The 14,211-nt window shown below is 67.8% G+C and carries 14 protein-coding genes; 3 read left to right on the top strand and 11 right to left on the bottom strand.

Annotated elements, in window-relative coordinates; translation table 11 throughout:
• Positions 1 to 12: 12 nt before the first annotated feature.
• The 11 genes from J5J86_RS04310 to rpsF form a co-directional block, all read right to left on the bottom strand.
• A complete protein-coding gene (locus J5J86_RS04310) occupies positions 13 to 756 on the bottom strand; it encodes an SDR family NAD(P)-dependent oxidoreductase (protein ID WP_209103661.1) in 744 nt (247 codons plus the stop codon).
• A 56-nt stretch (positions 757 to 812) separates the two neighbouring features.
• Positions 813 to 2,282 (bottom strand): amidophosphoribosyltransferase, encoded by a 1,470-nt coding sequence (gene purF, locus J5J86_RS04315; RefSeq protein ID WP_209103662.1) that lies wholly within the window; start codon positions 2,280 to 2,282, stop codon positions 813 to 815.
• 113 nt (positions 2,283 to 2,395) lie between these two features.
• Positions 2,396 to 3,088: a CvpA family protein gene (locus J5J86_RS04320; protein WP_209103663.1), complete on the bottom strand. Its 693-nt coding sequence runs from the start codon at positions 3,086 to 3,088 to the stop codon at positions 2,396 to 2,398.
• A gap of 110 nt (positions 3,089 to 3,198) precedes the next feature.
• Complete coding sequence (gene radA / locus J5J86_RS04325; RefSeq protein ID WP_209103664.1) at positions 3,199 to 4,617, bottom strand: DNA repair protein RadA; 1,419 nt, start codon at positions 4,615 to 4,617, stop codon at positions 3,199 to 3,201.
• Positions 4,618 to 4,620: 3 nt separating this feature from the next.
• A complete protein-coding gene (gene alr / locus J5J86_RS04330) occupies positions 4,621 to 5,766 on the bottom strand; it encodes an alanine racemase (RefSeq protein WP_247658028.1) in 1,146 nt (381 codons plus the stop codon).
• On the bottom strand, positions 5,763 to 7,247 hold the full coding sequence (locus J5J86_RS04335) for a replicative DNA helicase (RefSeq protein ID WP_209103665.1): 1,485 nt from the start codon (positions 7,245 to 7,247) through the stop codon (positions 5,763 to 5,765). The genes alr and J5J86_RS04335 overlap by 4 nt, the downstream gene beginning before the upstream one ends.
• A 172-nt stretch (positions 7,248 to 7,419) precedes the next feature.
• Positions 7,420 to 8,685 (bottom strand): SAM-dependent methyltransferase, encoded by a 1,266-nt coding sequence (locus J5J86_RS04340; protein WP_209103666.1) that lies wholly within the window; start codon positions 8,683 to 8,685, stop codon positions 7,420 to 7,422.
• Between the two features lie 284 nt (positions 8,686 to 8,969).
• Entirely contained in the window at positions 8,970 to 9,533 is a 564-nt protein-coding gene (gene rplI / locus J5J86_RS04345) for a 50S ribosomal protein L9 (protein ID WP_209103667.1), read from the bottom strand.
• Between the two features lie 70 nt (positions 9,534 to 9,603).
• The gene (locus J5J86_RS04350; protein ID WP_209103668.1) at positions 9,604 to 10,557 is read right to left on the bottom strand and encodes a DUF2232 domain-containing protein; all 954 of its coding nucleotides are present in this window, start codon (positions 10,555 to 10,557) and stop codon (positions 9,604 to 9,606) included.
• A 193-nt stretch (positions 10,558 to 10,750) separates the two neighbouring features.
• A complete protein-coding gene (rpsR, locus tag J5J86_RS04355) occupies positions 10,751 to 11,008 on the bottom strand; it encodes a 30S ribosomal protein S18 (RefSeq protein ID WP_012172827.1) in 258 nt (85 codons plus the stop codon).
• Positions 11,008 to 11,451: a 30S ribosomal protein S6 gene (gene rpsF, locus J5J86_RS04360; RefSeq protein WP_209103669.1), complete on the bottom strand. Its 444-nt coding sequence runs from the start codon at positions 11,449 to 11,451 to the stop codon at positions 11,008 to 11,010. The genes rpsR and rpsF overlap by 1 nt, the downstream gene beginning before the upstream one ends.
• 389 nt (positions 11,452 to 11,840) lie before the next feature.
• On the opposite strand from rpsF, the gene fabD reads away from it, so the two are divergent.
• The 3 genes from fabD to J5J86_RS04375 all read left to right on the top strand — a co-directional run bounded on the left by fabD (position 11,841) and on the right by J5J86_RS04375 (position 14,138).
• A complete protein-coding gene (gene fabD, locus J5J86_RS04365) occupies positions 11,841 to 12,797 on the top strand; it encodes an ACP S-malonyltransferase (RefSeq protein WP_209103670.1) in 957 nt (318 codons plus the stop codon).
• A 52-nt stretch (positions 12,798 to 12,849) separates the two neighbouring features.
• Entirely contained in the window at positions 12,850 to 13,587 is a 738-nt protein-coding gene (gene fabG / locus J5J86_RS04370; RefSeq protein ID WP_209103671.1) for a 3-oxoacyl-[acyl-carrier-protein] reductase, read from the top strand.
• A gap of 314 nt (positions 13,588 to 13,901) precedes the next feature.
• Positions 13,902 to 14,138: an acyl carrier protein gene (locus J5J86_RS04375; RefSeq protein WP_029003376.1), complete on the top strand. Its 237-nt coding sequence runs from the start codon at positions 13,902 to 13,904 to the stop codon at positions 14,136 to 14,138.
• Positions 14,139 to 14,211: the final 73 nt, after the last annotated feature.

Consider the following 14,211-nt stretch of genomic DNA (forward strand, 5'->3'; position numbering starts at 1 on the left):
GGCACAAATGCCTCAGGCGGGGGACTTGAAGTCCAGCAGCGCGCGGGTGGGGAAGTCGTAGAGCTTGCCCGAGGCCTCGAAGGCGGGCAGGCACAGTTCCAGAATGGCGGCGGCCGCCTCTTCGGGAGCGGGAAGGGTCTGGGCATCCTCAAACGGGAAGGCCTTGGCCCGCATGCGCGTGCGGATGGGGCCGGGATTGAAGAGATTGACCTTGAGATTGGTGGTGGCCGTCTCCGCCGCCCAGGTGCGCCCGAGCAGTTCCAGCGCCGCCTTGGTCACCGCATAGGGCCCCCAATAAGCCCGCGCCTTGTGCACCGCGCCCGAGGTGACGAACACCGCCCGCCCCGCCGTGGAGAGGCGCAAGAGCGGGTCCAGGGAGCGCACGAAACGGTAATTGGCCGTCACATTGACGGCGAGCGCCTGGTCGAAATCCTTCGGGTCCACATGGCCGAGCGGCGTAATGGGGCCGAGCACGCCCGCATTGCCCACGAACACATCGAGGCGCCCATAGCGCTCAAAGAGCGCAGCGCCGAGCCGGTCGATGGCCTCATAGTCGGTGACGTCCAGCGGCACCAAGGTGGCGGAGCTGCCGGCCGCCTTCACCGCGTCGTCCAACTCCTCCAGCGCCCCTTCGGTGCGGCCGATGGCCACCACATGGGCCCCGGCGGCGGCAAGGGCCACGGCCGTGGCCGCCCCGATGCCCCGCGTGGCGCCAGTGACGAGTGCGATCCTGTCGGCAAGCGGCCGGTCGGTCATGGGTCAGGTCTCGTGCGAGGGAGGGGAGCCTCCCCCGCGCGGGAGGAGGCGCCGGATCAGCTGGCTTCGGCGAGCAGGGAAAGCTGCTGGGCGGCGACCGACCCGGACCGGTCGGTCAGGGGGGTGGGATAGTCGCCGGTGAAGCAGTGGTCGGTGAATTGGGGACGAACCGGGTCGCGCGCCTCATAGCCCATGGCGCGATAGACGCCGTTCACGGACAGGAAGGCCAGCGAATCCGCGCCGATATAGCGCCGCATGCCTTCCAGATCGTGGGTGGCGGCGAGCAGCTTGTCCCGGTCCGGCGTGTCGATGCCGTAATAATCGGGATGGGTGATGGGCGGCGAGGCGATGCGGAAATGCACTTCGGTGGCGCCCGCATCGCGCATCATGCGCACGATCTTCACCGAGGTGGTGCCGCGCACGAGGCTGTCATCCACCAGCACGATGCGCTTGCCGGCCACCACGGAGCGGTTGGCCGAGTGCTTCATGCGCACGCCCTGGTCGCGCACCGTCTGGGTGGGCTGGATGAAGGTGCGGCCCACATAATGGTTGCGGATGATACCCAGCTCATAGGGAATGCCGGACACCTGGGAATAGCCGATGGCCGCCGGCACGCCGGAATCCGGCACCGGAACGATCACGTCCGCCTCGACGCCGCTCTCCTGGGCCAGCACCTGGCCCATAGTCTTGCGCACCTGGTACACGGACCGCCCGCCCACCACGGAATCCGGCCGGGCGAAATAGATGTACTCGAAGATGCAGGGGCGCGGCTGCATCTCGGGGAAGGGCCGCAGCGACTGGATGCCCTCCTCGTCGATGACGACCACTTCGCCATTCTCGATGTCGCGCACATAGGTGGCGCCGATAATGTCGAGGGCGCAGGTCTCGGACGCCAGGATATAGGAGCCTTCGAGCACGCCGAGCACCAGCGGGCGGATGCCCAGCGGGTCGCGGGCGCCGATGAGCTTCTTGTTGGTGACCGCCACCAGCGAATAGGCGCCCTCGATGGCGCGCAGCGCGTCCACGAAGCGGTCGACGAAGCGGGGCTTCTTGGAGCGGGCCACCAGATGGAGGATGGCCTCGGTGTCGGTGGTGGACTGGGTGATGGCGCCCTCGCGCACCAATTGGCGGCGCAGCGTCAGGCCATTGGTGAGGTTGCCATTGTGGCCGACCGCGAAGCCGCCGGCGTCCAGTTCGGCAAACAGCGGCTGCACGTTGCGCAGCAGCGTTTCGCCCGTGGTGGAATAGCGCACATGCCCGACCGCGATATGGCCCGGCAGGCGGTCGATGACCGCCGCGTCCGAGAAGGCATCCGCCACGAGGCCGAGGCGGCGTTCGGAATGGAAGCGGTTGCCGTCATACACGACGATGCCCGCCGCCTCCTGGCCGCGATGCTGGAGCGCGTGGAGGCCGATGGCGGTGATGGCCGCCGCGTCGGGATGGTTGAAGATGCCGAATACGCCGCATTCTTCGCGCAGCCGGTCGCCATTGAGATCGAGATCCAGGTTGAGCGGCCCCGCGTCCATGCGCGCGCCCTCGCCCTGTGCATCCCGTTTCTCAACGGCCTTATGCCCCGCAGCGCCATGCCCGGGGTGCGAACCTTCGCTCTCCATGTCCATCTTACCCTCCGCTCGGCGGCTCACTGGCCGGTGCCGCGCGTACTCTCGAGCAGCTGATCAAACCCTTGCCGGTCACCGCGGCGGTATCCGGCTTCACCGCCTGCCGCCACGGCCGACGATGCAGCTGCAACTGTGGTGCCCCCACGCTCCGTGCGTTGCCCGCTCGGAGGCGCAGGCGTCTCGCCCTCCTCGCCGGCGGGCGAACGCTTAAGTCGCTTAAGAATGGTGTTCTCCGGGTCATCCGGCAACAGCGAGACCAGCCAATTCCCTGTATTTTGAAGCACAGGGCGGGATTTGGCGTTCAAAACCCATGGCGGCTGGTTCTTGTCCGGGACGAGCCAGTTGAAAAACAGGAAGGCAACCACCACCACGAGAAGGCCGCGGGCCAATCCAAACAGGAAGCCCAGCGTACGGTCCAGCGCGCCGATTCGGCTGTCCAGCACGATGTCGGACAGGCGGGCGCTGATGATGGAGACGATCAGGAGCGTGCCGAGGAACAGGATTCCCACAGTGACGGCCAGGGCCACCGTATCCTGCGAGATATATTGTTTCGTGAAAGGCAGAAGCTTCGGGTAAAAATACACCGTCACGCCAGCGGCCGCGATCCAGGACACGATGCTGAAGACTTCCCGCAGCAGGCCGCGCACCATGGCCAGAAGGCCGGAGATGAGCATTACGGCAATGAGGATGAGATCCAGCAGCGTCACAGGCATCGGCGCGGCTTACCCTTCAAGGTGGCGCCGACCTGGCGACCGGTGAAGCGACACCTGCATGACAGGCCTCGCGTGGGGGGGACGTATATCTTCAAGAGCCGGCCGCGTCATCAGTCCTCTTGCGCCGATGTCTCACGGGGCGGCAGGGCAGCCTTGCGCGGCGCGCGTGCCGCAATGGCGGCAACGAGGCTTGCGAGGGAAGGAACGGCATCGACGCCAACGGGCGCATCCAGGCCTTCCGTACTGGCGGCGGGCATGACGGCGCGGGAGAAGCCGAGCTTGGCCGCCTCCTTCAACCGTGCCGGCGTCTGGGAGACCTGGCGCACGGCCCCCGTCAGGCTGACCTCGCCGAAATAGACCGATTCCTGCGGCAAGGGCGCGCCGGTGAGCGCGGAGACCAAGGCCGCCGCCACCGCCAGATCCGCCGCCGGCTCGCCGATGCGCAGGCCACCCGCCACGTTCAGATAGACATCATGCCCCCCGAGGCGCACGCCGCAGCGGGCATCCAGCACCGCCAGCACCATGGCGAGGCGGCTGGAATCCCACCCCACCACCGCGCGCCGGGGTGTGCCGAGGGTGGAGGGGGCGACGAGGGCCTGGATTTCCACCAGCACCGGCCGCGTGCCCTCCATGCCCGCGAACACCGCCGTGCCGGGGGCCCCCGCATCGCGGTTGGACAGGAAGAGCTCCGAAGGGTTGGGCACTTCCGAGAGGCCCTTGCCGGTCATCTCGAAGACGCCGATCTCGTCGGTGGGGCCGAAGCGGTTCTTCTGCGCCCGCAGGATGCGGAACTGGTGACCGCCATCGCCCTCGAAGGAGAGCACCGCATCCACCATGTGCTCCACCACGCGGGGACCGGCGATCTGGCCGTCCTTGGTCACATGCCCCACCAGGATCACGGCGGCGCCGGACTGCTTGGCGAAGCGCACCATCAATTGGGCGGAGGTGCGCACCTGCGTCACCGTGCCCGGCGCCGATTCCACCGAGTCCGACCACATGGTCTGGATGGAATCGATGACCACCATGCGCACGGGCGGGCCGCTCGCCAGCGTCGCCAGGATGTTCTCCGCATTGGTCTCGGCGGCAAGGCCCACCTGCGCCTCGCCAAGGCCGAGGCGCCCGGCGCGCAGGCGCACCTGGTCCACCGCCTCTTCGCCCGAGACATAGATGACCCGGTGTCCCGCCGAGGCCAAAGCGGCCGAGGCCTGCACCAGAAGCGTGGACTTGCCGATGCCGGGGTCCCCGCCCAGCAACAGGATGGAGCCGGGCACGAAGCCACCACCCGCCACCCGGTCCAGCTCGCCGATGCCGGAGACGAGGCGCGGCGGTGGCGTGCCCTGGCCCTGGAGGCTCTCCAGCGGCACCGCCCGTCCCTTGCGGCTCGCCCGCTGGGCGGCGGGGACGGAGGCCACCACCTCGGCTTCTTCCGCGATGGTGTTCCAGGCCCCGCAGGCCTCGCACTTGCCGAGCCAGCGCGTATAGGTGGCCCCGCAGGCCTGGCAGACGAAATGGGCGCCACGCTTGGCCATGCTTCAGCCCGCCCCGCTGACATAGACCCGCCGGTAGCGGGCGCCGAGGCCGGTGAGCACCTCATAGCCGATGGTGCCGCCATGGGCCGCCAGTTCATCGACGCCGATGCCCTCGCCCAGCAGCACCGCGCTCTGGCCGCGCTGCACCGCCTGCGGCGGCAGGTCGGTGACGTCGACGGTCACCAGATCCATGGAGATGCGCCCCACCAGCGGGCAGCGCTGTCCGGCGATGATGGCATCCGCCCCCGGCCGCCCATCGGCGGACCCGAAGGCGCGGTGGAAGCCGTCCGCATAGCCGAGCGAGAGCACGGCAATGCGGCTGTCGCGGGCAAGGCGCTGGGCGGCGCCATAGCCCACGCTGTCGCCGGGAAGCCCCTGGCGCACCTGGATGATGGGCACCTCCAGACGCACCACCGGCTTGAGCGGCGCGCGGCCCGCGATCGCCGCGCCGCCGTAAAGGGCGATGCCCGGCCGCACCAGGTCGAACCGAAATTCGGGACCGGACTGCACGCCCGCCGAATTGGCGAGCGAGGCGGGGACGCCCGGAAAGGCGGCAGCGGCGCGGGAAAAGCGCTCCACCTGTCGGGCAGTGAGCGGATGGCTGGGCGTATCGGCGCAGGCCAGATGGCTCATGATGAGGCTCGGCCGGAAGCCGGCCCCTTCCACGCCCAGCGCCACCGCCTCGTCCACGGTGATGCCCAACCGGTTCATGCCGGTGTCCACATGGATCGCTGCCGGCCGCTCGGCACCCAGCGTGCGGACATGGGCCGCCCAGTCGGCGATCTCCGGCAGGCTGCCCAAAACCGGACGCAGATTGCAGGCCTCGAACGCCGCCTCCGTGCCGGGCAGCAGGCCGCCGAGCACATAGATGGTGGCCTCCGGCAGCACCGCGCGCAGGCGCACGCCCTCTTCCAGCAGCGCCACGAAGAAGGTGCGCGCCCCCGCTTGCCACAAAGCGGGCGCCGCATGGGCGATGCCGAGGCCATAGGCGTTGGCCTTCACCACGGCCGAGCACTCCGCCGGCGCAGCAAGGCGCGCCAGGGCGCGCCAATTGTCGGCGAGGGCGTCGAGATCGATGGTGAGGACGGCGTTCGAGCGGTCAATGGCCGTGTCGGCGACATCCTTGGGCATGAGGGAGAGCGAAGTCATCGATGGTCCGGCAGCCGATCCTCGCGGGCGAGGTTGGAGAAGCGGGTGAACTGGGCCTCGAAATGCACCTTAACGGTGCCGGTGGGGCCGTGGCGCTGCTTGCCGATGATCACTTCGGCCACCCCCTCGGCGGCCTTCATGTCCGCCTCCCACTTGAACCATTCCTCGGTGCCGGGCTTGGGCTCGCGGCTTTTGAGGTAATATTCCTCGCGATACACGAACATGACCACGTCGGCGTCCTGCTCGATGGAGCCGGATTCGCGCAGGTCCGACAATTGCGGGCGCTTGTCGTCGCGCGCTTCCACCTGTCGGGAGAGCTGGGACAGCGCCACGATGGGCACGTTCAGCTCCTTGGCGAGGGCTTTGAGGCCCGTGGTGATCTCGGTGATTTCCTGCACGCGGCCCTGGGATGAGGTCTTGGCCGAGCCGGACAGCAGCTGAAGATAGTCCACCACCATGAAGTCGAGGCCGCGCTGGCGCTTCAGCCGCCGGGCGCGGGCCACCAATTGGGCGATGGAGATGCCGCCGGTATCGTCGATATAAAGCGGGATCACCTGCATGGTCTGGGCGGCGGCGGCGAGCTTGGAAAACTCGCTCTCGGAAATGTCGCCGCGGCGGATCTTGTAGGAGGCGATCTCCGCCTGCTCGGCCAGGATACGGGTGGCCAATTGCTCGGCTGACATTTCCAGCGAGAAGAAGCCCACGATGCCGCCGGACACGGTGGCGATGGTGCCGTCCGGCTTCTGCTCGCCGCGATAGGCCGAGGCGATGTTGAAGGCGATGTTGGTGACGAGCGCCGTCTTGCCCATGGCTGGGCGGCCAGCGAGAATCAGAAGGTCGGAGGGCTGAAGGCCACCCATCTGGTGGTCGAGGTCATCAAGGCCGGTGGCGATGCCGGAGAGGTGGCCCTCGCGCTGGAAGGCGCGGTTGGCCATATCCACCGAATCGCGCAGCGCATCGCCGAAGCGCACGAAGCCGCCGTCATAGCGCCCGCTTTCGGCGATGGCGTAGAGGCGCTTTTCCGCCTCCTCGATCTGTTCCTGGGGCGTCGACTCGATGGGGGCTTCATAGGCCTCGTTGACGATCTCCTCGCCGATCTGGATCAGCTGCCGCCGCACCGCCAGGTCATAGATGGTGCGGCCGTAATCCTCGGCATTGATGATGGTGGTGGCTTCGGCCGCAAGCCGCGCCAGATATTGGGGCGCGGTCAGGCCGCCCACCTCGAAATCCACCGGCAGGAAGGTCTTGAGCGTGACCGGCGTCGCCACCTTGCCGGCGCGCACCAGCGAGCCCGCCAGCTCGAAGATGCGCGAATGGATGGGCTCGAAGAAATGCTCGGGCTTCAGGAAGTCGGAGACGCGGTAGAAGGCCTCGTTGTTCACCAGAATGGCGCCCAGGAGCGCCTGCTCGGCGTCCAGATTGTGGGGCGCCTGACGATAGCTCGGTTCCACGTCGTCACGGGCGGCAGGCAGATCAAGCATTGCGTGCGGTCGGTTCCTGGAGATGCGGGGAGCCTAGCAGATCCCATCCGCCCTGATGCCGCGTTAAGAGCGACCCAGCGGAATCTCTTTCCCATGCAGATGTAGTTTTCCACCTGTGCATAACAATGGGGAAAAGGCCGGGCGCGGCGGCGGGTCGGCCCCGCCGCCGGCTTCATTCGCCCGCCAGGCGCAACGGCGTGGCGGCCCGCTTTTCCTTCAGCCGCAGGCGTTTTTCCTCTTCGGTGATGTAGTCTCGCGTCAGTGGCACCGCCTCCTGGCGCCGCGCCAACTGAATCTGGAACACCATCATGCCCTGGTGGCGGAACGCCATTTCCGAGGCGGCGAGGTAGAAGTCCCACATGCGGATGAAGCGCGCGTCGGTGAGGCGCGCCACCTCCTCGTGCCGGGCCAGGAATCGCTCCCGCCAGGCCTTCAGCGTTTCTGCATAGTGCAGGCGCAGGATTTCCACATCGGTCACCACCAGCCCCGCCCGCTCGATGTGAGGCAGCACCTCCGACAAAGCGGGGATGTAGCCGCCGGGAAAGATGTATTTGGCGATCCAGGGATTGGTGATGCCCGGCACGTCCGAGCGGCCGATGGAATGGAGCACCATCACGCCGTCCTCGGCGAGAAGCTCGCGCACCTTGCGGAAGTAGGCGCCGTAATGGTCCACCCCCACATGCTCGAACATGCCCACCGAGACGATGCGGTCGAAGGGCCCCGGCACGTCCCGATAGTCCTGGAGGCGGAAGACGGCCCCGTCCTCCAGCCCCTGCTCCGCCGCCCGCGCCTTGGCGACGCCCAATTGCTCGGTGGAGAGCGTCACGCCCGTCACCTGCGCCTGCGCGATGCCGGCAAGGTAAAGGCCGAGCCCGCCCCAGCCGCTGCCGATGTCCAGGACCTTCAGGTCCGGCCGGTCGAGCACCAGCTTGGCGGCGATATGGCGCTTCTTGGCCAATTGGGCATCGTCCAGCCTCTGGCCGGGCTGCTCGAAATAGGCGCAGGAATATTGCCGGTCCGCATCCAGGAACAGGGAATAGAGCCGCCCGTCCAGGTCATAGTGATGGGCGACATTGCGGCGGGACCGATCGCGCGGGTTGAATTGGGCGATCCTGCGCAAGGCCATGCGGGCCTGATAGAACAGCCGCGCGGCGAGCGTCGGCTGGAGGACGGGCTGGCCCATGAGGATGTCGAGCAACCCGGCAATGTCGCCGCGCTCCAGCACCAGCCCTTCGTCCATGTAGATTTCGCCAAGGGCCAGTTCCGGGTCCAGCAGCAGGCGCCACTGGGCCTTGGGCGAGGTAAAGCGGATATGGACCTGTGGACCGTTGGCCTCTTGCGCGGACCCCAATGTGATGGTCCGGCCGGAAGCCAGGGTGACGATGAGACTGCCGCGCGTGACAACGCGGCGCAAAACAGATTCAAGCAACCTTTCCATCGGCCGCCTCCGTCTGAATGGTCCCCTGCGTGCCCTCCTTTTGGCGCCCGCCATGGCGGCGCGCCCACTCCACCTGAGTTTCGTTTCCCGGCACCCTCGCGACCCGCCACCTTGCCGGCAGGGGCCTTCCCCCAATGCACCGAGATGAGATCGGAGTTGACCAATCTCAACACCTTCGCGGCCTGTGGACAATATGCTGCGGTGCGTCCAGCCCAAAAGAAAAGCGCCCGGCCAAAGCCAGGCGCTTAAATTGACGTAGCGTAAATACCCAGAAGGCGGGCAGATCAGGCCTCGGTGGCTTCCTCGTCGGCCTCGGCGGCCTCTTCCACCACCTCATCCTCGTCCTCGTCCCGGTCGCGACGGGCGGTGACGTCCTCGCCGGCCACGAGGCGGGCGGCTTCCTCGGCGCTGCGGGCGACGGAGACGGTCACCTTCACCTCGACCTCGGGGTGCAGGGAGACCGGCAGGGTGTGCAGGCCGATGAGCTTGATGGGGTGGTTCAGCACGATCTGCTGGCGGTTGACGGTGAAGCCAGCCTGCTCCAGCGCCATGGCGATGTCGCGGGTGGAGACGGAGCCATAGAGCTGGCCGCTCTCGCCCGCCTGGCGGATGATCACCACATTGGTGCCGTTGAGCTTGGCGCCGACCGCCTCGGCATCCTTCTTCAGCTCCAGGTTCCGGGCCTCGAGCTGCGCCTTCATGGTGTCATACTTGGCGCGGTTGGCCGAGGTGGCGCGCAGGGCCTTGCCCTGGGGCAGCAGGAAGTTGCGGGCATAGCCGTCGCGCACATGCACCACTTCGCCCATCTGGCCGAGCTTGGCCACGCGCTCGAGAAGAATGACGTCCATTTTGTTTCTCCTAATCGTCTTGTCTGTTTCAGCTTGGGTGAGGCGGCCGGAGCCGCCGGTTCCTTGAGGTCTATCGATCGTTGGCCGCGGGCGGCCCGCCGCGAAAGCCCATGCGCGTCCGCAGGTCGAACATGGCGTCCACGATGCCGAGCAAAGCGGCCGCCAGCGCCGGCCAGCCGAGCGCGAGGGTCGCCATCCAGGCGGCGGTCAGGATGAGCGGGCGCCCGGGGCGTCCGCGCGTCACGAAATGAAGGGTGGCAAAGCCGGCCACCGCATAGGCAGTCAGCAGCGTCGCCGTGACCACCGAGGCGGAGAGGCCGAGCATGCCGGGGGTCACCGAGAGGGCCACCAGGACCGCCAGAGCCAGCGTCGTCACCTGCGGCAGGCGTGTGCTCGCCAGGTCCGGCCAGGGCCGTGCGAGACGCCCCGAGACCCGGGCCGCCCGCGCCGCCAGATAGAGGCAGGCGAGGTGTGAGACCATGGTCAGCGTGCCGGCCATGGGCGGCAGCACCGCCGCAACCAGCGCCGACATGTGCGCCGTGTCCGCCGTCCGCGCCGATCCCGCGCCCACCACGAGGAACTGCTCGAACGCCTGGTCCACCGCCGCCCGGTAGGTCTCATAGTCGGTGGCCACCGACAGCAACCCAACGATCACGCTGAGGCTGGCCAGCGCACCGGCCAGCAGCACCAGTGGGCCGATGGGAAACCAGACCAGCCCGTCACGGGCCGCCGGATCGGGCCGGGCGAGCAGTGCGCCATAGGCCAGCACCCAGGCCGGGCCGCCAATGCCCAGCGCATAGGCCACGAGGAAACTGGTGCCGAAGGCGAAGCCCAGCCCGGCCGCCGCCACCACCAGACCGACAAACGCCGTCCAGTGGGAAAAGGCAAGCCCGGCCAGCATGATGGGAAGAGGGGCGAGATAGAACAGCGGCACGGCCAGCATCGTTCCCGCGGCAACGCCAGCGGAAAGGAGCGCAGAGGCCGCGCCAGCGGCCAGGCCGATCAGTGCAATCTGTCCCATCATCTCGCTGTCCCGCCATGAGCGGTTAGAGGAGGGTCGAAGCCCACCCCAGCCTTGGCATCCGCCCCGGTGCGCATGCGCCAAACCGGAAGGGGACCACCGTCCTTCAAGGGTCAAGCGACGCAGACAAGCCATTTCTGGCAGCCCGCATCGGGGTGCCGCCGGCCCGGAGGCCGGCGGCGAACTTAAATCGCGATCAGCGGATCACGAAGGGCAGCAGGCCGAGGAACCGCGCGCGCTTGATGGCGGCGGACAGCTCACGCTGCTTCTTGGCGGACACCGCGGTGATGCGGCTCGGCACGATCTTGCCGCGCTCGGAAATGTAGCGCTGCAGGAGACGCACGTCCTTGTAGTCGATCTTCGGCGCGTTGGGGCCGGAGAACGGGCAGGTCTTGCGACGACGGAAGAACGGACGGCGCTGACCGCCGCCACCACCAGCTTGAGCGAACGCCATCAGACTGCCTCCTCGCCCTGGGCTTCTTCCCGATCACGGCTGCGACGGGGGCGGTCCTCGCGACCACCGAAGCCACGATCTCCACCAAAGCCGCGCTCGCCGCGCTCGCGATCATCGCGGTCGCGCTTCTGCAGCATGGCGGAGGGGCCTTCTTCATGCTCCTCGACGCGCAGGGTGAGGAAGCGCAGAACGTCCTCATCGATGCGCATCTGGCGCTCCATCTCCTGCACCGCCGCCGCGGGGGCGTCGATGTTGAGGAGCGTGAAGTGCGCCTTGCGGTTCTTGTTGATGCGATAGGTCAGGGACTTCACGCCCCAATACTCGGTCTTGCCGACCGAGCCGCCATTCGCTTCGATCACACCCTTGAAGCGGGTGGTCAGTTCCTCGACTTGCTGCGCCGTGATGTCCTGGCGCGCGAGGAACACGTGCTCATAGAGCGCCATGTGTCCTAGTGCCTTTCCTGTTCCACCGCGCCCCGACGCCAAGCCCTTTCAAGCCTTTCAGGAAAGGCTCGTCTGCTCGGAAGGCGGGGACACGGGACGACGGACCACAGGCCCTGCCGACTTTTGGAGCGCGCATCAGGATGCCCGCGACAACAGCCGACCGTCCGTTCAGCCCCCGGCCGGGGCAACGGAAGCGGGGCGTATAGCAGAATGCGCGGGAAAGGCAACTGCGCCCGGAGAGCGCCACCCCGCCCGCCGCCAATTGGCCGCCGGCCTGCCGCAACGTCCGCGCATGGCTCCGATGGTGCGGCGCGGCTTGACTCCAAAGGCCGCGCGGTGTCTCTCCCCTCCCCAAAATTCAATCTTGGAAACCCGTCAAGGGGATTTGCATGAGCACAGCCTTCATTTTTCCCGGCCAGGGCAGCCAGGCCGTCGGCATGGGCAAGGCCCTGGCCGATGCCTTCCCGGCCGCGCGCGCCGTGTTCGACGAAGTGGACGCGGCGCTCGGCGAGAAGCTCACCGCCATCATGTGGGACGGGCCCGCCGACGCGCTGACCCTCACCACCAACACCCAGCCGGCCCTCATGGCCGTCTCGCTGGCCGCCATACGCGTGCTGGAGACGGAAGCGGGCCTCGACCTTTCCCGCGACGCCTCCTTCGTGGCCGGCCATTCGCTGGGCGAATATTCGGCGCTCGCCGCCGCCGGCGCGCTCTCCATCACGGACGCCGCCCGCCTGCTGCGCATTCGCGGCCGGGCCATGCAGGAGGCCGTGCCGGTGGGCCAGGGTGCCATGGCCGCCCTGCTCGGCCTCGACTATGATCAGGTGGTCGCGGTGGCGGCGGAGGCCGCCGGAGATGAGGTCTGCGAAGCCGCCAACGACAATGCCAACGGCCAGGTGGTGGTGTCCGGCTCCACGGCCGCCGTGGAGCGCGCCATCGAGATCGCCAAGGCCAAGGGCGCCTCCCGCGCCATCCTGCTGCCCGTGTCCGCCCCCTTCCATTGCCGCCTGATGGAGCCGGCCGCCGAAGCCATGGCCGCGGCGCTGGCGGAAGCCACCGTGAACGCGCCCTGCGTTCCCGTCATCGCCAATGTGCGGGCGACCCCGGTCACCGATCCCCAGGAGATCATCCGCCTCCTGGTGGAGCAGGTGACGGGTACCGTGCGCTGGCGCGAGAGCGTCATCTATATGGCGGGCGCGGGCGTCAGCCGCGCGGTGGAGGTGGGCGCCGGCAAGGTGCTCTCGGGCCTCGTGCGGCGCATCGCCCGCGAGATCGCAGTGTCCGCCGTCGGCACGCCCGAGGACGTGGCCGCCTTCATCACCGCGCGCCAAGCTCCCGCCGCCTGACGCCCTGCCGCCTGACGCCGCCTATCGCTTTTCCTCTCGTTTCGGAGACCTCATGTTCAATCTCAGCGGCAAGACCGCCCTCGTCACCGGCGCCACCGGCGGCATCGGCGGCGCCATCGCCAAGGCCCTCCATGCCCAAGGCGCGACCGTCGCCATTTCCGGCACCCGCCGGGAGGTGCTGGAGACGTTCGCTGCCGAGCTCGGCGAGCGCGTGCTGGTGCTGCCCTGCAATCTCGGCAATGCCGAGGAGGTGGAGAAGCTGGTGCCCGAGGCCGAGGAGAAGCTCGGCCAGTTGGACATCCTGGTGAACAATGCGGGCATCACCCGCGACAATATTTTCATGCGCCTGAAGGACGAGGACTGGGACCAGGTGATCGCGGTGAACCTCACCGCCACCTTCCGCCTCTGCCGGGCTGCCGTGCGTTCCATGATGCGCCGCCGGTCTGGCCGCATCATTTCCATCACCTCGGTAGTGGGCGTGACCGGCAATGCCGGCCAGGGCAATTATGCCGCCGCCAAGGCGGGCATGATCGGCATGTCCAAGTCGCTGGCCCAGGAAGTGGCGAGCCGCGGCGTGACCGTGAACTGCGTCGCCCCCGGCTTCATCGCCACCGCCATGACCGACGTGCTGAACGACAAGCAGCGCGAGGCGATTCTCAAGGCGGTGCCGGCCGCGCGCCTGGGCTCGCCCGAGGACATCGCCTCGGCCTGCGTGTACCTGGCCTCCGACGAGGCGGCCTATGTGACCGGCCAGACGCTGCACGTGAATGGCGGCATGGCCATGGTGTGAGGTGCAGGCGGCGGTCGGCGCTGTCCGGCCGCTTCTTACTCGCGCATGGTGCGCGGGTTTGGCCGGAAACCCATGTGGGGTCTGGACCTTCGGGTCCGGATCGGGTTTGCTGGCCAAGGCGGGGGAAGTGTGGTAACGAGCCGCTCCATACCACCCGGTCGGCCCAAGCACGGCCGGGGCTTGGACGACGGTGCTTCCATCTGCCCGATCGGATACGAGCATGGGGGCTGGGCACGGCGCGTGAAAGGCATTATGCCGTCTCACAGCCGCCGTACGGCAGAGAGACAATTTTTTCAGATAACGAGGGTGCATCGATGAGTGACATCGCCGAGCGGGTGAAGAAGATCGTCGCGGAGCATCTGGGCGTGGAGCCCGAGAAGGTTACGGAAAACGCCAGCTTCATCGACGATCTCGGCGCCGACAGCCTCGACACCGTCGAGCTCGTGATGGCCTTCGAAGAGGCCTTCAACACCGAGATCCCGGACGACGCCGCCGAAACCATCCTGACGGTCGGCGACGCCATCAAGTTCCTGGAAAAGAACGCGGCCTGATCGCCGTCATCATGATACTGACGGCCGCGGTGCGCAAAGCGCCGCGGCCGTCGTCGTGATCGTACCCGGAGTT

Origin of the sequence: Aquabacter sp. L1I39 (assembly GCF_017742835.1) — a bacterium.
Taxonomy (GTDB): Bacteria; Pseudomonadota; Alphaproteobacteria; order Rhizobiales; family Xanthobacteraceae; genus L1I39.

Bases quoted from the DNA above. Each gene is read 5' to 3' on its own strand.
- rplI (WP_209103667.1), bottom strand. From the start codon at position 9,533: ATGGACGTCATTCTTCTCGAGCGCGTGGCCAAGCTCGGCCAGATGGGC.
- purF (WP_209103662.1), bottom strand. From the start codon at position 2,282: ATGGACGCGGGGCCGCTCAACCTGGATCTCGATCTCAATGGCGACCGG.
- J5J86_RS04320 (WP_209103663.1), bottom strand. From the start codon at position 3,088: ATGCCTGTGACGCTGCTGGATCTCATCCTCATTGCCGTAATGCTCATC.
- J5J86_RS04340 (WP_209103666.1), bottom strand. From the start codon at position 8,685: ATGGAAAGGTTGCTTGAATCTGTTTTGCGCCGCGTTGTCACGCGCGGC.
- J5J86_RS04335 (WP_209103665.1), bottom strand. From the start codon at position 7,247: ATGCTTGATCTGCCTGCCGCCCGTGACGACGTGGAACCGAGCTATCGT.
- J5J86_RS04310 (WP_209103661.1), bottom strand. From the start codon at position 756: ATGACCGACCGGCCGCTTGCCGACAGGATCGCACTCGTCACTGGCGCC.
- fabD (WP_209103670.1), top strand. From the start codon at position 11,841: ATGAGCACAGCCTTCATTTTTCCCGGCCAGGGCAGCCAGGCCGTCGGC.
- rpsF (WP_209103669.1), bottom strand. From the start codon at position 11,451: ATGGCGCTCTATGAGCACGTGTTCCTCGCGCGCCAGGACATCACGGCG.
- J5J86_RS04375 (WP_029003376.1), top strand. From the start codon at position 13,902: ATGAGTGACATCGCCGAGCGGGTGAAGAAGATCGTCGCGGAGCATCTG.
- J5J86_RS04350 (WP_209103668.1), bottom strand. From the start codon at position 10,557: ATGATGGGACAGATTGCACTGATCGGCCTGGCCGCTGGCGCGGCCTCT.
- radA (WP_209103664.1), bottom strand. From the start codon at position 4,617: ATGGCCAAGCGTGGCGCCCATTTCGTCTGCCAGGCCTGCGGGGCCACC.
- rpsR (WP_012172827.1), bottom strand. From the start codon at position 11,008: ATGGCGTTCGCTCAAGCTGGTGGTGGCGGCGGTCAGCGCCGTCCGTTC.
- alr (WP_247658028.1), bottom strand. From the start codon at position 5,766: ATGACTTCGCTCTCCCTCATGCCCAAGGATGTCGCCGACACGGCCATT.
- fabG (WP_209103671.1), top strand. From the start codon at position 12,850: ATGTTCAATCTCAGCGGCAAGACCGCCCTCGTCACCGGCGCCACCGGC.